Origin of the sequence: Marinobacter sp. LV10MA510-1 (genome assembly GCF_002563885.1) — a bacterium.
Classification (GTDB): domain Bacteria; phylum Pseudomonadota; class Gammaproteobacteria; order Pseudomonadales; family Oleiphilaceae; genus Marinobacter.
The window spans coordinates 1,029,977-1,048,860 of record NZ_PDJA01000001.1 but is presented as its reverse complement, the minus strand read 5'-3'; the positions used below and the strand labels follow the sequence as shown (position 1 = coordinate 1,048,860).

Below are 18,884 nucleotides of genomic sequence, written 5' to 3'. Positions count from 1 at the left end.
TCAGTCGTTTAGGGCAGCTGCTATGGTTTTGCGTACTCAGCGCATTTTGATCATTGATTCCGACGCAAATGCGCGTGCCGAACTGTCCCGTTACCTGGAAGTTCGCGGCTTTTACGCGCTTGGGTATGCAAGTCCGTCAGCGGCCAGCGCGCTTTACGAGGGGCCAGCACCAGACATCATATTTGCGGATTTACCGCCAGACGCCATTCAAAAAGTGGCAGACCGCCTTGAAGACAGCGATCATTTTATTCCGATTGTGGCCTGCGCTGAACAGGCCACAGGCGCCGACGTTGTAGCGGTCATGCGGGCCGGTGCCTCAGATTTCCTGCTAAAACCCTGCAGTTCAGACCGTAACGCTCTGGACGATGTAATTGCAAAGCTGCTTGAGCGAGCACGAATCAATCGCTTGAATCAGCTATACCGTCAAGAGCTGGAAGACGCCAACCGGGAACTGCGATCGGGTATGTCCGAGCTCAGCGCAGACCACCGTGCTGGCCGCAAGGTGCAGATGAAAATGCTGCCAGAGCACAATATGGAAGTGAACGGCGTGGTCATCGACCACCTGATCAAACCATCGTTGTTCCTGAGCGGCGATTTTCTGGATTATTTCAAGTTAAACGATGACAAAGTAATGGTGTACATCGCAGATGTGTCTGGCCATGGTGCCAGCTCTGCGTTTGTTACGGTGCTACTGAAAAATCTGACCAGCAGGCTACGGCGTGACTTAAGGCGAGGGTTTAATGATGAAATCATGCATCCTGAACTCTTTTTACAACGTATAAATTCAGAGCTTCTGGATACCGGTTTGGGTAAGCACGTGACTATTTTCATGGGCATTATTGACTTGAAAACACGTGTTTTGAGCTACACGGTAGGTGCGCATCTTCCAATGCCGATCATTGTGTTTGAAGATCAGCCGGCAGAGTTCTTAAAGGGTAGCGGGCTTCCGGTTGGGCTGTTTGAAGAGCCTGAATGGCAGGTGTTTCAGCTGGCGCTGACGGCGCCGTTCAGGTTGCTGATGTTTTCAGACGGCATCCTGGAGGTCATACCGGCTAAAAGCCTGGATGAAAAGGAGCGAACACTACTTGAACTCGTATCGGGAGGTAGTCACACTATTGACTCTTTGAGCGAGGCCTTGAATCTCGATGAGATGACGGAATTACCCGACGATATCGCTATGGTGTCGGTCACTGACACCTCAGGTGATTCAGAAAGCCCGTCGTCCTAAACAGTGGCAGTATGGAAAATGGCTGGTTATAAAATTCTGCAAGCGGAAGAAAAAGGCATTTATGTCTTGAAGTTTGTTGGTGAAATACGCCTGAATCTGTGCTCGACGCTGGATAACCTGGTTGAGTCCATCACTCAGGATCCCAATTTCAGAACCGTGGTCATCGACCTGTCTGAAACTGAAGTCATCGACAGCACAACTCTGGGACTTTTGGCAAAAATAGCATTGGCCGCCAAAAAACAGAGCGGATGCACGCCCAGCCTGATTTCCACCCACCCGGATATCACACGCATCATCGGTTCGATGGGTTTCGACAGTATTTTTATTATTGTCGGCGAGCCGGTCTCCAGCATGGAGCGCCTGGAAGAAATTCCGGAGCTGAAAGCCGGTGAGCAGCAGGTTCGCGACAAAGTGCTGGAAGCCCATAAAATACTGATGGGTATGAACAGTCGCAATCGGGAAGAATTCAAAAATCTGGTTCACGCCCTGGAATGCGAAGAAACCGGCTGAGCGAAAAACGGAATGACTGTTCCTGAAGAGTTAAATAACTATGGCCGAAAACACAACAGCGCCCGCGCAGGGCAACGCGTCCAATGCACCAGGCCGCCATGATGTGGCAGTGCTTGGCGGCGGCAGTTTTGGCACAGCCATGGTCAAAGTGCTGGCTGAAAATGGCCATCGGGTGCATTTCTGGATGCGCGACCAAGCTCAAGCCGACAGCATCCGCGAAACCGGTCAGAATGAGCGTTACATGCCCGGTATCATGCTGGCCGGTGATATAGAACCCACCACAGATTTTCCCGGCGCCGTTGCCAACGCCGAAATTGTCTTTGTTGCCATCCCATCAAAAGCCTTCCGTGATGTCATTCACCAGCACGCCAGCTGTTTTCGTGATGGCCAGGTAGTCGTTAGCCTGACCAAAGGTATTGAAGCCCAGGGCTTCAAACTGATGAGCGAAATACTGCAGGAAGAAATCCCCCAATGCCGTATAGGTGTGCTCAGCGGTCCCAACCTGGCCGCGGAGATTGTAAATCGTGATCTGACCGCCACCGTCATAGCCTCGGAAGACCCACAGGTGCGCACCAGCGTTCAAAACCTGCTGGGCTGCGAGTATTTTCGAGTTTACGCCAACGCCGATATGTACGGCGTGGAGCTGGCGGGTGCATTGAAAAATATTTACGCCATTGTCGCCGGGCTAGGTTCGGCTTTGGAGATGGGCGAAAACGCCAAAGCCATGCTGATTACACGGGGCATGGCCGAAATGAGCCGCTTTGCGGTCAGCCTGGGGGCCAATCCTATGACCTTCCTGGGACTGGCTGGCGTTGGTGACCTGATTGTTACCTGCACATCGTCCAAAAGCCGGAATTTCCGTATTGGTTACGCGATTGGCAAAGGCAGGCAGCTGGACGAAGCGGCGGCCGAGCTGGGGCAGGTCGCAGAAGGTATTTACACCTTGAAACTGGTGCGCGACAAATCCGAGGCCATGGGCATTCAAATGCCGCTGGTACGGGGCTTACACGAAATTCTATATGGCAATGCGTCTGTAAAGGCGGTTATCAACGGTTTGATGACGGCCGCGCAGAACTCCGATGTGGAGTTCATTCTGCCGCGCACAATAGTTCAATAACGATTCCATAGCGGTTTCATAGCAATTCTATCGCGACTTTTTTTTCAAGTTAACCAAACGCTTAGAGGTTATTGATGAAGCTTCTTATAATGCGCCACGGCGAAGCGGGCTGGCACACACAGGATGAGCAGCGCGAGCTCACCGACGTGGGTAGGCAACAGGTTGCCCGAGTGGCCGGCCAGCTGGCGGAAAGTGATAGCCGCCCGAAGCTCATCTGGTGCAGCCCTCTGGTTCGTGCCCGGCAAACCGCCGCGATAGTGGCCGAAAGATTGAATTGTTCGGTTGAAGAAAAGCGGTTCATTACGCCAGACGACGATCCGGCCCGTTGCCTGGAGGCGTTATTGGCCAGTACGGCTTCACCGTTGTTGCTGGTGTCGCACATGCCATTGGTCGGCGTGCTTACCAGCCTGCTGACAGACGGCCACCGGCGCGGTGCAGCGTTCATGACGGCCCAAGCCGTGCTGCTGGACATGCCCGTCGTCGGCCCCGGCTGCGCTGATCTGAAAAACCAGTTTTTCCCCTGACCTTCACTGTAGCTACCCACCAAGGGAGTCTTCTATGAGCCAACAACCAACAGACCTGGAGCAGCTCGCAAAGTCTGTTCCTGCCAAAGGTTTACCGCCACTGCAAGACTGGCATCCGCCGCTCTCCGGCGATATGGAGATGCGCATAGATCGCGCCGGCGATTGGTGGTTTAAAGGTAATATTATTGGGCGCGAGGCACTGGTGAAGCTGTTTTCCAGCATATTGCGGCTAGAAGAAGACGGCGAGTATTACCTGGTTTCACCGGTCGAAAAATGGCGCATTCAAGTGGAAGACACACCGCTGCTGGCGCACTCATTAACAGTAAGCGGGCAGGGCGAACAACAGGCGCTGACGCTAATCACCAATGTGGGAGAAATTCTTAGTGTTGGCGCCGACCACCCGCTGCAAATGGACACTTACCCCGGTACTGGTGAACCCCGACCGCTGATAACGGTGCACCATGGCGTGAAGGCACGGCTAGTAACGGCGGCTTACTACGAATTGGCGGACTTGGCCGTTGAGCGTGTAACAGACGGCGAACCCGTGGTTGGCGTGTTCAGCAAAGGGAATTTTTATAAATTGACCGGTAACGGTTGAAAACTCTGCCTGCGCCCCAAAAAATAATGGTTATCGCGGTTTAGTCGTTGTTAAGCTGGGTATACATGAATTCAATACAGTCATTTCAGACACGCAAGGAGATCACATGGCACAACCCCGCGTTGTATCCATCCATTACACGCTCACCAATGACCAGGGAGAAGAACTGGATTCCTCCCGCGTAGAAGGTCGGGAGCCGCTGTCTTACCTGGAAGGCGCACAGAACATCGTCGGTGGGCTGGAAAGTGCACTGAATGAAAAAGTCGCCGGTGACGCCATGAAAGTTTCAGTGGCTCCTGCTGAAGCCTATGGTGAGAAGAACGACGAGCTGATTCAGCCGGTTCCCCTCAGCGCATTCGAAGGCGTAGAGTCCATTGAGCCAGGCATGCAGTTCCAGGCGGAGACGCCGAACGGCCCCCAAGTGGTGCGCGTTATTGAAGTAGGTGACGAGACCGTTACTATTGATGCGAACCATCCTCTGGCTGGCGAGACCCTGCACTTTGATGTTGAAGTTGTTGAAGTTCGCGACGCAACAGACGAAGAACAGGAACACGGGCACGCTCACTAAATTACTGTGGACTGCTCGTAAAAAAGGCTCCCTTGGGAGCCTTTTTTTTGCCTGTTACTATTACATGTTGGGGTAGTTTGGACCGCCGCCGCCTTCTGGTGTTACCCAGGTAATATTCTGGGACGGGTCTTTAATGTCGCAGGTTTTGCAGTGCACGCAGTTCTGCGCGTTAATCTGGAAGCGTTTGCCGCTGCCATCTTCCGCTTCAACCACCTCATACACACCCGCAGGGCAGTAGCGCTGTGCCGCTTCGTTGTACTTCGGCAGGTTGTGCTCTATCGGAATGCTTGGATCTTTGAGCTGCAGATGAACCGGCTGGTCTTCTTCGTGGTTGGTGTTCGAGATAAACACCGACGTCAATTTGTCGAAGGTCAGTTTATTGTCCGGTTTTGGATAGCTGATCTGCCTGCAGTCAGCCGCCGGTTTCATCGCATCGTGATCGGCCAGGGTGTCGTGCAACGTGAAGGGCAGGCTACGGCCCAGAATATTCTGCTCCAGATACGCCAGGCCACCACCAATGATCGGGCCAAATTTGTGAATGCTGGGGCCGAAGTTACGGTCTTTATAGAGCTCTTTGTACAGCCAGCTGTCTTTGAAGCGGTCTTCAAAACTGGTGATCTCTTCGCCGCTTTTACCTGCATTCAGCGCTTCAAACACCGCTTCTGCGCCCATCATTCCAGATTTCATGGCCGTATGAGTGCCCTTGATCTTGGAGAAGGTCAGGGTGCCGGCGTTACAGCCCAGCAGGAGGCCTCCGGGGAAACTCATCTTCGGCAGGCAATTAAAGCCGCCTTTGGTGATGGCACGGGCGCCGTAAGATACACGCTTGCCGCCTTCCAGATGTTTTTTGATTTCCGGATGGTGCTTGAGCCGTTGCATTTCATCAAACGGGCTAAGGTGTGGATTGCTGTAGCTCAAATCAGTAATCAGGCCTACATATACCTGTCCGCCTTCAAGGTGATACAGGAAGGAGCCACCGGTAGAGTTGCTTTCGCTCAGGGGCCAGCCTGTAGTGTGCACCACCAGGCCCGGTTCGTGTTTGGCCGGGTCAATGTCCCACAATTCTTTGATGCCAAGACCATAGTGCTGGGGATCCTTGCCGGCGTCTAGCTTGAATTCGTTGATCAGGCGCTTGCCCAGGTGGCCGCGGCTACCTTCAGTGAACAGAGTGTATTTGGCGCGCAGTTCTATACCGGGCATGTAGCTGTCTTTATGACTGCCGTCACGGGCTACGCCCATATCGCCGGTAATAATGCCTTTGACCTGGCCGTCTTCCACAATCGTTTCCGACGCCGCAAAACCGGGATAGACTTCAACACCGAGCTCTTCGGCACGCTCACCCAGCCAGCGGCAGAAATTACCCAGGCTGATAATGTAGTTGCCGTGGTTGTGCATGTTCTTTGGCACAAACGCATTGGGTATCTTTGTGGCTTTTTCCTGATCTTTTAGCAGGAAAATATCATCACGGGTGACCGGAGTATTCAACGGTGCGCCCAGCTCTTTCCAGTTTGGAAACAGCTCGTTTAAAGCAGTTGGCTCAAAAACGGTACCGGCCAGAATGTGAGCGCCGATTTCGGAGCCTTTTTCCACCACGCAAACCGTTAATTCCTGGCTTGCATCTTGGGCGAGTTGCATCAGGCGACAGGCTGCCGAAAGGCCAGCAGGACCACCACCGACGATCAGGACATCAAACTCCATCGATTCGCGTTCCACGTTAGTCTCCTCAACCATATTTTTTAAATGTTGGACAGTCACGACTGAACCGGGCTCTTCAAAATCTGTGCGCTATTATACGTGTAAAAAACCCTGCAGACGACTGCGTGCTGCTAAAGTTAAGCTAGCGTTGTATCTATAGTAACTCTTCTTGCGTCTTCCTGGTACGCCAAACAAACGTTCGTTTTAATTGATGTGTAGGGATTTTCTCCCTGTTCTCAAGCTGCTACGGCTGTGCCGGCATGACCTAAACGGCGCCATTTCTATTGACCCGCTTTCGCTTTATCGGCAGTATTGTTGCACTCCCGCAGCAGATACTCCCATTGAATTTGCTGATACGTCTTTAAACACATCGTAGAAGAACGAGGAATCTATGAAGGTTCTGGTTGCTGTAAAACGAGTAGTTGACTACAACGTAAAAGTGCGTGTAAAGCCGGACAACTCCGGCGTTGATCTCGCTAACGTTAAAATGGCAATGAACCCATTCTGCGAAATCGCTGTTGAAGAAGCGGTTCGGCTGAAAGAAAAGGGCGTTGTGAACGAGATTGTGGTGGTTTCTATTGGCCCCAAGGCCTGTCAGGAACAGATCCGCACCGCTTTGGCATTGGGCGCGGACCGTGGCATCCACATTGAAACAGACGCAGAGATTCAGTCTTTGCAGGTTGCCAAGCTGCTGAAAGCTGTAGCCGACAAAGAGCAGCCCAACCTGATTATTCTGGGCAAGCAGGCCATCGACTCAGACAACAACCAAACTGGCCAGATGCTGGCCGCGCTGGCAGGTATGAGCCAGGGTACGTTCGCGTCTGAAGTTGTGATCGACGGTGACAAAGTAAACGTAACCCGCGAAGTAGACGGCGGCATGATGACCGTTTCACTGACGTTGCCCGTGGTTGTTACCACCGACTTGCGTTTGAACGAGCCGCGTTACGCGTCTTTGCCTAATATTATGAAAGCAAAAAAGAAGCCTCTGGAGTCCATCAGCCCGGCTGATCTGGGTGTTGATGTCGCTCCGCGCCTGACAATTGTCAAAGTGGAAGCCCCGGCTTCACGCCAGGCAGGTATCAAAGTTGCAGACGTGGCAGAGCTGGTTAACAAATTGAAGAACGAAGCGAAGGTGATCTGATGAGCATCCTTGTAATTGCTGAACATGACAACAGCAGCCTGAAGCAGGCGACCCTGAGTGTTATCGCAGCCGCCAAGGCTATCGGTGGCAACATCGATGTGTTGGTTGCCGGTGAAAACGTGGGCGCCATCGCGGAAGCCGCAGCAAAGGCTGACGGTGTTAACAAGGTGATGGTTGCTGATAACGCGGTTTATGGCCACTTTTTGGGTGAAAATCTTAGCCAGCTGATTGTTGAGCTGGCCGAGGGTTACACCCACATCCTGGCAGCTGCCGGCAGTACGGGCAAAGACACCATGCCCCGCGTAGCGGCATTGCTGGATGTGGCTCAGATTTCTGACATCATTCGTGTTGAAGCCCAAGACACCTTTGTGCGCCCGATTTATGCGGGTAACGCCATCGCAACGATTAAATCCAGCGATAGCGTTAAGGTGATCACCGTGCGCCCAACCGGTTTCGACCCGGTAGCAGCAGAAAGTGGCTCCGCATCGGTGGAACAGCTGGACGTGGTAAAAGATGCAGGCTTGTCCACGTTTGTGAGTGAACAAAAAGCAAAATCTGACCGCCCTGATCTTGCCAGCGCCGGGATTGTTATCTCTGGCGGCCGCGGTATGCAGAACGGCGAAAATTTCAAAATGCTGGAGCAGATCGCCGACTTGATGGGTGCCGCTGTCGGTGCATCCAGAGCCGCTGTTGACGCCGGCTTCGTGCCCAACGATATGCAGGTAGGGCAAACCGGAAAAATCGTTGCGCCACAGCTGTACATTGCTGTTGGTATCTCGGGTGCTATTCAGCATCTGGCGGGTATGTCTGATTCCAAAGTGATTGTTGCGATCAACAAGGACGAAGAAGCACCTATCTTCCAGGTAGCAGATTACGGCTTGGTTGCGGACCTTTTTGAAGCGATACCGCAGCTTGAAGAAGAACTTAAGAAAGCGTAATAAGCTTCTGGTTCTATTGAAAAAAGGCACCTTTCCCGGTGCCTTTTTTTATGAAAAATCCGATCAAAACACAGGCAGGAAAAGTGATGAGTGCAAGCAAGAAGCCCCCTTACGATTTGCTGGTGTTCGGCGCCACCAGTTTTGTGGGTCAGATTCTGACCCAGTATCTGTACGACACCCATGGCGTGGGTGGCGATGTTTCCTGGGCTATAGCCGGCCGCTCCCAGTCAAAGCTTGAAACACTCAAGAACCAGCTGGGGTCAGGCGCTGCAGACTTACCGTTATTGGTCGCCGATGCCGCCGATGAGCCGGCACTGCAGGCACTGTGCATGCGCACCCGGGTGATTATTTCTACGGTCGGCCCATATGCGCTTTTTGGCGAACCACTGATCAAAGCCTGCGTCGAAACCGGCACTGACTACTGTGACCTTACCGGTGAAGTACAGTGGATTGGCAAAATGGTGTCGCGTTATGAAGCGGCCGCGAAGGAATCCGGCGCTCGAATGGTGCACTGCTGCGGTTTCGACTCTATTCCTTCAGATATGGGCGTCTGGTTCCTTCAGCAACAGGCCCAGAGCGCGTTTGGCAGTGTGTGCCAGGATGTACGTATGCGCGTGAAAGCGGCCAAGGGAACGCTCTCTGGCGGCACAGTGGCGTCAATGATCAACATCGCCAAGGAAATGGCCGCCGATCCCGAGCTGCGCCGCTCTATGGCGAACCCGTTCTCCATCAGCCCAGCGGGCCACCGTTCAAAAACCCGCCAGCCTTCGCTAAAAGGCCCCGGGTTTGATAAAACCCTGAACAGCTGGCTGGCACCGTTTGTGATGGGCGCCATCAACACCCGTGTTATTCACCGGTCTAACGCTCTGCAAGATACCCGCTACGGCCTGGAATTCACCTACGACGAAGCCGTGATGACCGGCCGGGGTGTGAAAGGCCGGCTGACTGCTTACGCCATCACTGCAGCTTTGGCGGGGTTCTTTATGGGTTCTGCGGTAAAACCCACACGCTGGGCTATTGAAAAATTCGTGCCGCAGCCAGGCGAGGGGCCAAGCCCGGACGCTCAGCAGGCCGGCTTTTTTGACATACGATTTGTGGGAAAAACCGCTGACGGACGCACGATCATTACCCGTGTTAAAGGCGATCGCGATCCGGGTTACGGTGCTACGAGTCGCATGCTCGGCGAAGCAGCAACCTGTTTGGCATTCGACATTCCGAAGAATCGGGACGGCGGTTTCTGGACTCCTGCATCCTTGCTGGGCCAACCGTTGCTGGAGCGCTTGACCAGCCGCGCCGGGTTGAGCTTTGACGTGCTGGAGACCCGTTAAAACGGGTCCCAGTCATCAGCACGTTGCCGGTTTACCAAAGCCTTTCGTAAAGCGCTGCGATCTGCAGCGCAGTCGGCACCCGCGGGTTATTGCCTGGGGAGCCAGACGCCAAGGCTTGTTCGGCCATTGTAGGTATCAACTCAAAGAATTTGGCGCGATCAATGCCAAATTCGCCTGGAGTTGGTACCTGAAGTTCTTCGTTCAGCGCGTACAGTTCTTTCATCAGCTTCTGGTTAGCGCGGTCTGTGCTGTCGCTCTCATCAGCAATGCCCATGGCTCGCGCGCAATCGGCGTAGCGCTCGGGCGCTGAGGGGATAGAGAACTCGGTAACGGCCGGCAACAACATGGCGTTCGACAAACCGTGGGGCACATGAAACGCAGCGCCGATAGGGCGGCTCATGCCATGCACCAACGCCACGGATGCAGCGGAAAATGCGATGCCCGCCAAGGTTGAACCCAGCATCATGGCTTCACGAGCGGGTTTGTTGGCTCCGTCTTTATAGCTGGTACGCAGATTTGGCCCCAGCAAGCGCATAGCGGCCAGCGCCTGGGTGTCGCTGTACGGATTCGCTTTCTGACTGACGTAAGCCTCCATTGCGTGGGTCAGGGCGTCTATGCCGGTATCGGCGGTGGTTCGTGCAGGTACGGTGAGGGTCAGGTTGTAGTCTACCAGAGCCGCAACCGGCATAAAGCCGATGCCCACACAGAGCATTTTTTCATCACTGGTTTCATCGGTGATGATGGTAAAGCGGGTGGCTTCCGAACCTGTACCGGCGGTGGTTGGCACCGCAATCACCGGAATACCGCTTTCATTGACGATGCGCGGAAATTTGTAATCGCTCATTACCCCACCGAAGCTGGCCAATATCGAAATCGCTTTGGCACTGTCAATCGGACTGCCACCGCCAAGAGCGACAATACAATCGTAATCGCCGTTGCGAACCTGCTCAACGCCGGCCTGAATAGAGCCCACTGTGGGTTCCGGGACGGTATCGCTAAACACATCGGCACTTATCGAACGCTGCAGCAGGCACGCCTTGAGCGACTCTGCATAGCCTAGATCGACCATCATCTTGTCGGTAATAATCAGCGGTCGGCTGCAATTAAGGCTGGCAAGTACATTGGGTAATTCTTCACTGGCACCGGCGCCAACCTGCAGGATGCGTGGAAGTATTATTTGCGAAGACATAGTCGATCCCGAAGTTTTTATATTTATATTAAAGCGCAATCGTAGCGGTGCCACCTGCCAGTGCATCCACACTGTGAGCCAGGCTGATCACCGTACGGCCCGCCAAACGTTGTTCCAAACGGCAGCATATGCGGTCCCGCAGGGCTTTGTCGACACCGGTGAATGGCTCGTCCAGCACGAACACGGTCGCAGGGCTTAGCAGCACTCGCGCCAGCGCAATGCGCCGGGCTTCGCCGCCAGACAGTACATTACCGCCACTGCCCAGCCAGGTATCCAGCTGGGCCGGCTCGTCACCAAAGCGGTCTCCCATCTCGACCAGGTCCAGCACTTGCCATAGATCGTCATCGCTGGCCTCCGGGTTGGCCATTTTCAGGTTCATGCTTAAGGTGTCGTCAAACAGATAGGTTTGCTGGGTCAGGTAAGCAACCGGAAGGCTGCTAACGCTACCGCCTGATGGGTTTATTAGCCCGCTCAGAGCGTCTGCCAGGGACGATTTTCCGCTGCCAGACCGGCCGGTAAAGCCTAGCCACTCCCCGGGCTTGAGTTCGAAGCTGAGAGGGCGGGCCAGCAAAGGCTGACTGTTGCCGTGGCGCAGCTGCAGATCGTGAACCGCGACCGCAAAAACGCCGTTCTCAGGCGTTTCCATTGCCGTCGTCTTCGCCAAGGTGACATCGCTGTGCTTGGCGCTTTCTGCTGTGTCGCGGTTCAAGCGCCGGGCAGAGGCGACAGTGCCGCCAAGGCGGGAAAACGCGTCGGGCAACACGCCATACACCTCGCCTAATCCCAATAAAGCGATGGGCAGCAAAACCAGCACCGGGCCAGACAGCATTTGCTGCTGGTACAGGCTAAATCCCATCCACAGAGCCACCACTACTGCCAGGTTTATCAACAGGTTTGAGCCGGCAAGGTGCCAGCCCGCCCGAGCCTCAATAGTGCATTGCTCGCTGGTTAACTGCTCGGCCTGCTGCATCAACAAAGCACTGTGGTCACGGGCACGGCCAGCAGCGGTAAGCTCTGCGTAACCTTCAATGTGCTGAACCAGCTGGCTTCGTAGTGTGTCCCGGCGCTCACTTTGAGCCCGAGCCAAGCTATGGGTGCGCATGTAGACAGTGCCCGTTGCCACCACAAAGGCCAGGCCCAGGCACGCAGCGACCAAAACGCCGGTTTGTACACTAAACACCGTAGCGGCCAGGATAATAACCCCAACACTTACCAGCGCCGCCAGGGACGCAGGGGCAAGTAGGCGCAGGTAGAGAGTATCCAGCGCGTCCACATCGGTGAGCAAGCGTGACAGCCATTGTGCGCCCGTCATTGGCGAGCGCTGGCTGCGGGGCACGAGGGCCAGGCGTTTAAATAGGGTCACCCGAATGTCGGCCAACAGTCGTAGCACGGTTTCGTGATTGTAAATTCGTTCCAGGTAGCGGAATACCGTACGCGAAACCGCAAACAGCCGAATGGCCGAGCCGGGCAGATACAGCTCGATCGTGGCCTGAATACCCATGGCGATCAACAGGCCAACCAGAGCTGTTCTGGTGATGAACCACCCAGACAACGCCAACAGAGCGATACCCGCAAGCAGCGTAACTAGAATCAAAAAAGCGCCAATCAGTAAGCGGTTACGGCGGTGAAAAACCAACTGCAACCAAGGGCGCAGAGCATCAAACATGGTGACCTCCTTCAGCAGTGGCCTGTAACCGGCCATCTACCACCTGCAGTACCCGGTCAGCCAGTGCGAGCAACGCCGTGTGGTGGCTGGAAAACACCAGGGTTTTTCCTTGCTGCTTCAATTTGGACAGGGTTTGCACAATGTGCTGTTCGCTGTCGGCATCCAGCGCGGCTGTGGGCTCATCCAGCAGAATCAGGTCGTAATCGGCCACCAGAATACGCGCCAGGCTAAGGCGCCGTGACTGCCCACCCGACAGGCCCTGGCCATCTTCCATCACTTTGCTGTGAATGCCATCTGCGCGCTCAGCAAGCAAAGGACCCAGGCCAACCTGTTCCAGCGCGGCTGCTATATCACTCTCGCTGGCCTGCGGTGCGGTTAAGCGCAGGTTGTCGGCCCAGGTGCCATCTACCAAGAAGCCTTTTTGCCCTAACCAGCCAAACGCTTGCTGACCGGGGGCTTTGTCGAAAATGGTAATGGCACCGCTTTGTGGAGCGATAAATCCCGCTATCATATTCAGTAAGGTGCTTTTACCACCTCCGGAGGGCCCCGTTAGCGCAAGGGCTTGGCCGCGGCCTACGCTGAACGACACCCGGTCAAACAGCAGCTTGTTTTTGCCAAAGCCAGAGCCGAAGCCAAAGCTGACGTCTTGAACCATCACCCCGGTGCTGTTCTGCGAGGGAGCAGGGCGAACCCGCTGGCCAGTCGGCTCTGAGGCGTTAAGCCGGCTGAAAATTTCAGCGCCGGCACCCAGAGCGGATGCACGATCGTGATAGTGCTGTGATAGTGTGCGCAAGGGTTGAAAGAATTCCGGTGCCAGCAGCAACACCAATAAACCGGAAAACAGCGTTAAATCCGCTGCCGGGCCAAAATCGATGTAGCCCAACAGGCCAAAGCCGATATACATGGCTATAACGGCGATGGCCACAGACGAAAAGAACTCCAGAACAGCTGACGACAAAAACGCCACCCGCAGGGTTTTCATGGTGATAAACCGGTATTGGTCCGAGCGCTGTTGCAGAACCTCGGAAGCGGGGCCGGTTTGCTGAAACAGTTGCAAAGTGGTCAGCCCGCGCACCTTATCCAGAAACTGGCCGGACAGGCGGCTGACGGTTTGAAAGTGCTGTTGATTCAGTGATTCAGCGCCCATACCCACCAAGGCCATGAACAATGGAATCAGTGGTGCCGCCAACATTAAAAATATTGCCGCTAGCCAGTCTAACCAGAATACAAACGCTAGAATCATCAGCGGTAGCAGGGTGGCAATCAGCATTTGCGGCAGAAAACGTGCGAAGTAGCCGTGCAGAGCATCAACGTGGTCAAGCCATTCACGGCTGTGAGTGCCAGCAGAAGACTGGTTCAGGCTCACTGGCCCGGTGGCTTGCCAGCAATCGTTAAGTTGCTGACGTACCTGTTGGCGCACCTGCTGGCTGCAGCGTGACGCCAGAGTGGTTTGCCAGCCTTGAGCCAGTGCCCGCACCCCTAATGTGGCCAATAATCCCAGAAAATACGGTGTCAATGCGGCCAAAGCGACTTTTTCCACCAGACCCTGGTGAATAATCGTGGCTAACAAGGTCATTTGTACAATGGTAGCGAGGCCTGCAAACAAACCAGCTACCGCCGTGCTGGTAACGCTTTTGCTGTGTGTCTTGGCCAAGCCTTGTAACCATTGCTTCACCTCTGCACCCGGTAGTACCGGTGACGAATCACCGGTACTACCGTTATTAAGGGCGCTAGCGTTATTCAGGGCGCTAGTGTTTCGCGCGTCGGGTTCAGCCACTTAGTGGTATCCCTCGCCGGCGCGCACTTTGCCGCGGAATACCCAGTAGGTCCAGGCGGTGTACACCAGCACAAAGGGAATAACGATCAGTAGACCTATCAGCAGGAATAGCTGTGAATTGTACGCCGACGCGGCATCCCACAGGGTGTAGTCGGGCGGCACCAGGTAGGGCCAGCGGCTCACGATTAGCCCAAAATACGTCGTGATGAACAGTCCCATGGTGGCCACGAACGGCATGCCTTCAAGCCGGTTGCGCACAGAGCGGAAAATCTGAAACGCAAACAGCAAGGTCAGAACCGGCAGCACCCAAATCACGCTTAAGTTGTCGAACCAGCGGTTACGCACCATGTCATCCACGAACGGTGTCCACACACCTATTATTCCAAAAACAACTAAAACCGCCGTAAGAAGAGGCAAGGTGATCTTGTATGCCCATTCTTGCAGCCGGCCTTCGGTTTTCATGATCAGCCAAGTGGAACCCAGGAGTGCATATCCGGCAATCAAGCCAAGGCCAGTCATAATGGTGAACGGAGTTAACCAGTCCATCGCGCCACCGACGTAAACTCGATTGGCGGTTTCATAGCCTTGAATGTAACTCCCTACCACCACACCCTGCGCAAACGCTGCCAGGGTAGAGCCGCCGGCAAACGCCCAATTCCACAAATAGCGCGAGCTCTGCGCCTTAAAACGGAATTCGAACGCAACGCCTCGAAAAATAAGCCCGGCCAGCATCAGGAACACCCCAATGTACAGAGCAGGCAACAATATGGAGTACACCAGAGGAAATGCCGCAAGCAGCCCGGCACCGCCAAGCACCAGCCAGGTTTCGTTACCGTCCCAAACAGGCGCCACCGAATTCATCATAGTGTCGCGATCCTGCTCCGAGGGCGCGAAGGGGAACAAGATCCCCACGCCCAGATCGAAGCCATCCATCAATACATACATGATTACGCCAAAACCAATAATAAACGCCCAGATTAATGTCAGATCAAATAGTTCCATGATCAGTGCCCTCCTTGGTTCACTGGCTGCCCATTGGTTTTGCCAATTTCAAATGTGGTGTGTGCCGCAGACAGGGGGCGCTTCGGCCGCTCGGTTTGTGACTCGGGCTCTTCATAATCAGCCTCAAGACCTTCAAACAAAACCCGCATCAAATAGTAAACTCCAGCGGAGAACACCATCGAATACACCACCACGTAACCAATCAGGGTGAACAGAGCCATACCGCCGGTGAGTGAGGGTGTAACGGCCGCTGAGTAATCGAGCATGCCGTGAACCAGCCAGGGCGAGCGCCCGACTTCGGTCACAAACCAGCCCGACAATACCGCAATAAACGGCGTAATACTCATAACGCGCAGACCCTGCAGAAACCATCTTGTGCGCCAGAATTTGCCACCACGGCGCAGGAACAAGCCGGCCAGCGCGAACACAATCATCAGCAAACCAAGGGCGACCATTATGCGGAACGACCAAAACACGATCGCAACCGGTGGCCGCTCTTCAGCCGAGACTTCATTCAGGCCCAAAATCTCACCATTCCAATCATGGGTGAGCACGAAGGAGGCCAGGCTGGGGATACCAATTTCAAAATGGTTGGTCTGGTTTTCCTGATCTGGAATAGCGAACAGCAGCAGAGGCACGTTAGTCCCGGTTTCCCAATGACCTTCCATTGCAGCCACTTTCATTGGCTGGTGCTCAAGTGTGTTCAAACCGTGAAAATCACCAACCACTGCTTGCGTCGGCGCCACAATCAACAGCAGCCACAGACACATAGACAGCGCTTTCCGGTTGGCCTCTACTTCGCGGCCGTTGAGCAGATACCAGGCACTTACTCCGGCGACAACAAAGCCACCCGTAAGGAACGATGCCAGCACCATGTGGGCAAAGCGGTAGGGGAAGGAAGGATTGAAAATCGCTTCGGTCCAAGATGTCACGTAAAAAATGCCGTCACGCAGTTCGACGCCTGCTGGTGTGTGCATCCAGCTGTTGGCCGATAGAATCCAGAAGGTCGATATGAAGGTTCCGGTCGCCACCATAATGGCGGCAAACAGATGCACACCGGGTGGAACTTTATTACGGCCAAACAACAAAACGCCCAGAAATGCAGCTTCCAGGAAGAATGCTGTTATCACCTCATAAGTCAGCATTGGACCTAGAAAATTGGCAGTCGCTTGGGAAAAGTTGCTCCAGTTTGTACCAAACTGAAACGACATAACGATTCCGGATACCACGCCCATGCCAAAAACCACGGCAAAAATTTTGGTCCAGAACGAAGACAGGCGAACCCAAGATTGATCGCCAGTTTTAAAGGCCAAGCCTTCCAGCACGGCAATATAAGAAGCAAGACCCACAGTAAACACTGGGAAAATAGCGTGGAAAGACACCACGAATGCGAATTGTATTCGCGACAACAGGATGGGATCGAGTTCCATAGAACCTCCGGTAACTTCTCACACAGAACCATAGGGCTCATGCCCTTGGCGTCGACTGCCTTTGGTATCTTTAGTGTTGTTGTTACCAGTAGGTTATTGCATCGTACTATCTTATACAGACGTGCGCGTCGGACAGATTGTCGCACTCATGATATATATTAAGAACCGAAGGCTTGAAAGCGTTAGAACTATAGCTTAGCCATACAAATTAACAACTTACGGGCGTGTCACGAATGGGATTTTACCAAGAAAAAATACTGCCGCACCTGGTTGCCAAAGTGTGCGCCAGTGACGACCTGATGGCGTTGCGCCAGAGCCTGGTGCCCAGGGCAAAAGGGATTGTGCTGGAAGTGGGAATGGGTTCGGGCATCAACCTCTCGCTTTACCAACCCAGCGCAGTTGCGCGCGTATACGGCCTGGAGCCGTCGGCCGGTATGCGTCACAAAGCCATCGAAAATGCCAACCGATCACCAGTGCCCCTAGAGTGGCTGGATTTGCCAGGCGAGGAAATTCCGCTGGCAGACAACAGCATAGACACAGTGGTGCTCACCTTTACACTGTGCAGCATAGCCGGCTGGGAAAAAGCACTGATCCAAATGAAAAGAGTATTGCGAGCTGATGGCAAATTGTTGTTTCTGGAGCACGGCGAATCACCGGATGCCAAGGTTCAGCGCTGGCAACACCGAATAACACCGGCCTGGAAGCGCATTGGTGGCGGCTGCCACCTGAACCGACCCATTGCCGACCTGATCCGCAGCGCAGACTTCGATATCGTTGAGCTAGACACCTTCTATCTGGAAAATGCGCCGCGCATTGCCGGCTACATTTATCGGGGTGTTGCGGTGCACTCAAAGCAGATCTTTTAAATTAGAAGCCAATCCGAATTGCGTTAGCGAACGCGGCCTTATACAATTCCTCGCTCAAAAACATCCCCTCGAAATGCTCCGATGGTGGAATAGGTAGACACAAGAGACTTAAAATCTCTCGACCTCACGGTCGTACCGGTTCGATTCCGGTTCGGAGCACCATTAGAATCAGTAATTTACGAGCTTTCTCTCCCTTTACCATCTCCTTCGATTTTCTCAAATAGACAGATGGATCTGCCTTTTCCCTCCGCAAACCTGTTTCCTCGATACGTAATGGGCTGGGTCATTGTTCGGCAATGGCCCGGACAATCTAAGAGGCAACTGCACAAGGCTGCGCTTTACGCAAGAAATGGTGGTTTAATTCTGATATCGGCAGAGGGAAAGCGGAGTATTGATGGAGAACTGATGCCTTATAAAAAAGGTGCTGCGGTTCTGCCCATTAAGTCTCAGGCTCTTATTCATCCTTTGTACATTTCTGGTGCTAGGCATTGCCTTCCGGTAGGTGAATGGAGAATTCGGCCCGGAACAGTTGTACTTCATTACTTAGAGCCAATTCCAACGAAAGGCCTCACCTATGATGATCGAAATTCTTTGCTAGAGAAACTTCGAGCGGTAGCAGAGGTTGAACATGCTCAATGTAAACAAGCCAATTGATCGTTCACCTAACAAGGCGAGTCATGCTCGCCCACAAAGTAACGTGGGCTGGACTCGTTTCACTCGCCCATGCTGGCGGCGTTAACCGCCCAACGCCGCCTTCGCTTAAGTTGAAAATTCTCAGGATCGATTCGTTGCATAAAAAACTCTTTGCTTTGTTAATAATCTCCTCTAAACCGATATATAAGTACAGTTATTGACAGAACTCCTAGGAGAGCTCATGTAACGAAGATTGGGTTTTAGTTTCGGGAATAGGTGATGAGATACCGTTATTGAATGGTTCATCTGAGGGTTCCCATCCTCGAGAATCACCTTCGAGGTCGAACTCACCCGAGTCGGCTTGTTGGTACCAGGCAACAAAATCTTCTGCACTAGCACTCAGTCGCGTCCCATTCCTTCGAAATAACTGATTCTGTCGCCATTGTTTCAGCCATAGGCTTTCCTGCGGTCGTTGTGACCATCCATGATGCTGCGCCCAAGCTGCAAAATGCTTGAACGGCACCTGCCATTTCATCATCAGGTAAATGTGTGGGTTTTCTCCCAGCACTTCGCCGGTTTCCTGGTCTATGGTGTCAGGGCTTTCTGCCACCCACAAATAGGCCAGCGGCTCCGCTGTAAAGCGTATGGGCGTATATGAGGTAATTTGCAACACG

General features: G+C 53.7%; 18 protein-coding genes and 1 tRNA gene. 12 read left to right on the top strand and 7 right to left on the bottom strand.

What is annotated here, in order from left to right; translation table 11 throughout:
* The first annotated feature begins 22 nt into the window (after nucleotides 1–22).
* The 6 genes from ATI45_RS05075 to ATI45_RS05050 all read left to right on the top strand — a co-directional run bounded on the left by ATI45_RS05075 (nucleotide 23) and on the right by ATI45_RS05050 (nucleotide 4,545).
* On the top strand, nucleotides 23–1,228 hold the full coding sequence (locus tag ATI45_RS05075) for a PP2C family protein-serine/threonine phosphatase (RefSeq protein WP_098418543.1): 1,206 nt from the start codon (nucleotides 23–25) through the stop codon (nucleotides 1,226–1,228).
* A gap of 18 nt (nucleotides 1,229–1,246) precedes the next feature.
* Nucleotides 1,247–1,738 (top strand): STAS domain-containing protein, encoded by a 492-nt coding sequence (locus ATI45_RS05070; protein ID WP_098418542.1) that lies wholly within the window; start codon nucleotides 1,247–1,249, stop codon nucleotides 1,736–1,738.
* A 40-nt stretch (nucleotides 1,739–1,778) separates the two neighbouring features.
* Nucleotides 1,779–2,855, top strand: a complete 1,077-nt coding sequence (locus tag ATI45_RS05065; RefSeq protein WP_098418541.1) for an NAD(P)H-dependent glycerol-3-phosphate dehydrogenase — start codon at nucleotides 1,779–1,781, stop codon at nucleotides 2,853–2,855.
* 74 nt (nucleotides 2,856–2,929) lie between these two features.
* Nucleotides 2,930–3,379, top strand: a complete 450-nt coding sequence (sixA, locus tag ATI45_RS05060) for a phosphohistidine phosphatase SixA (RefSeq protein ID WP_098418540.1) — start codon at nucleotides 2,930–2,932, stop codon at nucleotides 3,377–3,379.
* A 34-nt stretch (nucleotides 3,380–3,413) separates the two neighbouring features.
* On the top strand, nucleotides 3,414–3,977 hold the full coding sequence (locus tag ATI45_RS05055) for a DUF1285 domain-containing protein (RefSeq protein WP_098418539.1): 564 nt from the start codon (nucleotides 3,414–3,416) through the stop codon (nucleotides 3,975–3,977).
* 106 nt (nucleotides 3,978–4,083) lie between these two features.
* Nucleotides 4,084–4,545: an FKBP-type peptidyl-prolyl cis-trans isomerase gene (locus tag ATI45_RS05050; RefSeq protein ID WP_098418538.1), complete on the top strand. Its 462-nt coding sequence runs from the start codon at nucleotides 4,084–4,086 to the stop codon at nucleotides 4,543–4,545.
* 60 nt (nucleotides 4,546–4,605) lie between these two features.
* On the opposite strand, the gene ATI45_RS05045 is transcribed toward ATI45_RS05050, so the two are convergent.
* Nucleotides 4,606–6,258, bottom strand: coding sequence for an electron transfer flavoprotein-ubiquinone oxidoreductase (locus tag ATI45_RS05045; RefSeq protein WP_098418537.1), 1,653 nt, complete (start codon nucleotides 6,256–6,258; stop codon nucleotides 4,606–4,608).
* A 373-nt stretch (nucleotides 6,259–6,631) separates the two neighbouring features.
* Between ATI45_RS05045 and ATI45_RS05040 the strand changes: the two genes are divergently transcribed.
* The 3 genes from ATI45_RS05040 (at nucleotide 6,632) to ATI45_RS05030 (ending at nucleotide 9,647) form a co-directional block, all read left to right on the top strand.
* On the top strand, nucleotides 6,632–7,381 hold the full coding sequence (locus ATI45_RS05040; protein WP_098418536.1) for an electron transfer flavoprotein subunit beta/FixA family protein: 750 nt from the start codon (nucleotides 6,632–6,634) through the stop codon (nucleotides 7,379–7,381).
* On the top strand, nucleotides 7,381–8,319 hold the full coding sequence (locus tag ATI45_RS05035) for an electron transfer flavoprotein subunit alpha/FixB family protein (protein ID WP_098418535.1): 939 nt from the start codon (nucleotides 7,381–7,383) through the stop codon (nucleotides 8,317–8,319). Before ATI45_RS05040 ends, ATI45_RS05035 begins: the two co-directional genes overlap by 1 nt.
* 86 nt (nucleotides 8,320–8,405) lie before the next feature.
* Nucleotides 8,406–9,647 carry a saccharopine dehydrogenase family protein gene (locus ATI45_RS05030; RefSeq protein ID WP_098421655.1) on the top strand — a complete coding sequence of 414 codons (1,242 nt, stop codon included), beginning with the start codon at nucleotides 8,406–8,408 and terminating at the stop codon, nucleotides 9,645–9,647.
* Between the two features lie 31 nt (nucleotides 9,648–9,678).
* Here ATI45_RS05030 and ATI45_RS05025 read toward each other — a convergent pair whose 3' ends face one another.
* From ATI45_RS05025 to ATI45_RS05005, 5 genes are read right to left on the bottom strand one after another with little or no spacing between them, the layout of a single operon-like run.
* The gene (locus tag ATI45_RS05025; RefSeq protein WP_098418534.1) at nucleotides 9,679–10,836 is read right to left on the bottom strand and encodes an iron-containing alcohol dehydrogenase; all 1,158 of its coding nucleotides are present in this window, start codon (nucleotides 10,834–10,836) and stop codon (nucleotides 9,679–9,681) included.
* 28 nt (nucleotides 10,837–10,864) lie between these two features.
* Complete coding sequence (cydC, locus tag ATI45_RS05020; protein ID WP_098418533.1) at nucleotides 10,865–12,502, bottom strand: thiol reductant ABC exporter subunit CydC; 1,638 nt, start codon at nucleotides 12,500–12,502, stop codon at nucleotides 10,865–10,867.
* Nucleotides 12,495–14,279, bottom strand: coding sequence for a thiol reductant ABC exporter subunit CydD (cydD, locus tag ATI45_RS05015; RefSeq protein WP_098418532.1), 1,785 nt, complete (start codon nucleotides 14,277–14,279; stop codon nucleotides 12,495–12,497). Before cydD ends, cydC begins: the two co-directional genes overlap by 8 nt.
* Nucleotides 14,280–15,281 carry a cytochrome d ubiquinol oxidase subunit II gene (gene cydB / locus ATI45_RS05010; protein WP_098418531.1) on the bottom strand — a complete coding sequence of 334 codons (1,002 nt, stop codon included), beginning with the start codon at nucleotides 15,279–15,281 and terminating at the stop codon, nucleotides 14,280–14,282.
* 2 nt (nucleotides 15,282–15,283) lie between these two features.
* Entirely contained in the window at nucleotides 15,284–16,711 is a 1,428-nt protein-coding gene (locus ATI45_RS05005) for a cytochrome ubiquinol oxidase subunit I (RefSeq protein ID WP_098418530.1), read from the bottom strand.
* Nucleotides 16,712–16,944: 233 nt separating this feature from the next.
* Between ATI45_RS05005 and ATI45_RS05000 the strand changes: the two genes are divergently transcribed.
* From ATI45_RS05000 to ATI45_RS21840, 3 genes are all read left to right on the top strand, one after another.
* The gene (locus ATI45_RS05000) at nucleotides 16,945–17,577 is read left to right on the top strand and encodes a class I SAM-dependent methyltransferase (RefSeq protein WP_098418529.1); all 633 of its coding nucleotides are present in this window, start codon (nucleotides 16,945–16,947) and stop codon (nucleotides 17,575–17,577) included.
* A 75-nt stretch (nucleotides 17,578–17,652) separates the two neighbouring features.
* Nucleotides 17,653–17,739: transfer RNA gene (locus tag ATI45_RS04995), tRNA-Leu, on the top strand.
* A gap of 111 nt (nucleotides 17,740–17,850) precedes the next feature.
* The gene (locus tag ATI45_RS21840; protein WP_228735935.1) at nucleotides 17,851–18,231 is read left to right on the top strand and encodes a lysophospholipid acyltransferase family protein; all 381 of its coding nucleotides are present in this window, start codon (nucleotides 17,851–17,853) and stop codon (nucleotides 18,229–18,231) included.
* 208 nt (nucleotides 18,232–18,439) lie between these two features.
* Here the strand turns inward: ATI45_RS21840 and ATI45_RS04990 are convergent, their stop codons facing one another.
* Nucleotides 18,440–18,883, bottom strand: coding sequence for a hypothetical protein (locus tag ATI45_RS04990; RefSeq protein WP_098418528.1), 444 nt, complete (start codon nucleotides 18,881–18,883; stop codon nucleotides 18,440–18,442).
* Nucleotide 18,884: the final 1 nt, after the last annotated feature.

Excerpts from the sequence above, each read along its gene's own strand:
- ATI45_RS05075 (WP_098418543.1), top strand. The coding sequence starts at position 23 with ATGGTTTTGCGTACTCAGCGCATTTTGATCATTGATTCCGACGCAAAT.
- ATI45_RS05070 (WP_098418542.1), top strand. The coding sequence starts at position 1,247 with ATGGCTGGTTATAAAATTCTGCAAGCGGAAGAAAAAGGCATTTATGTC.
- ATI45_RS05065 (WP_098418541.1), top strand. The coding sequence starts at position 1,779 with ATGGCCGAAAACACAACAGCGCCCGCGCAGGGCAACGCGTCCAATGCA.
- sixA (WP_098418540.1), top strand. The coding sequence starts at position 2,930 with ATGAAGCTTCTTATAATGCGCCACGGCGAAGCGGGCTGGCACACACAG.
- ATI45_RS05055 (WP_098418539.1), top strand. The coding sequence starts at position 3,414 with ATGAGCCAACAACCAACAGACCTGGAGCAGCTCGCAAAGTCTGTTCCT.
- ATI45_RS05050 (WP_098418538.1), top strand. The coding sequence starts at position 4,084 with ATGGCACAACCCCGCGTTGTATCCATCCATTACACGCTCACCAATGAC.
- ATI45_RS05040 (WP_098418536.1), top strand. The coding sequence starts at position 6,632 with ATGAAGGTTCTGGTTGCTGTAAAACGAGTAGTTGACTACAACGTAAAA.
- ATI45_RS05035 (WP_098418535.1), top strand. The coding sequence starts at position 7,381 with ATGAGCATCCTTGTAATTGCTGAACATGACAACAGCAGCCTGAAGCAG.
- ATI45_RS05030 (WP_098421655.1), top strand. The coding sequence starts at position 8,406 with ATGAGTGCAAGCAAGAAGCCCCCTTACGATTTGCTGGTGTTCGGCGCC.
- ATI45_RS05025 (WP_098418534.1), bottom strand. The coding sequence starts at position 10,836 with ATGTCTTCGCAAATAATACTTCCACGCATCCTGCAGGTTGGCGCCGGT.
- cydC (WP_098418533.1), bottom strand. The coding sequence starts at position 12,502 with ATGTTTGATGCTCTGCGCCCTTGGTTGCAGTTGGTTTTTCACCGCCGT.
- cydB (WP_098418531.1), bottom strand. The coding sequence starts at position 15,281 with ATGGAACTATTTGATCTGACATTAATCTGGGCGTTTATTATTGGTTTT.
- ATI45_RS05005 (WP_098418530.1), bottom strand. The coding sequence starts at position 16,711 with ATGGAACTCGATCCCATCCTGTTGTCGCGAATACAATTCGCATTCGTG.
- ATI45_RS05000 (WP_098418529.1), top strand. The coding sequence starts at position 16,945 with ATGGGATTTTACCAAGAAAAAATACTGCCGCACCTGGTTGCCAAAGTG.
- ATI45_RS21840 (WP_228735935.1), top strand. The coding sequence starts at position 17,851 with ATGGGCTGGGTCATTGTTCGGCAATGGCCCGGACAATCTAAGAGGCAA.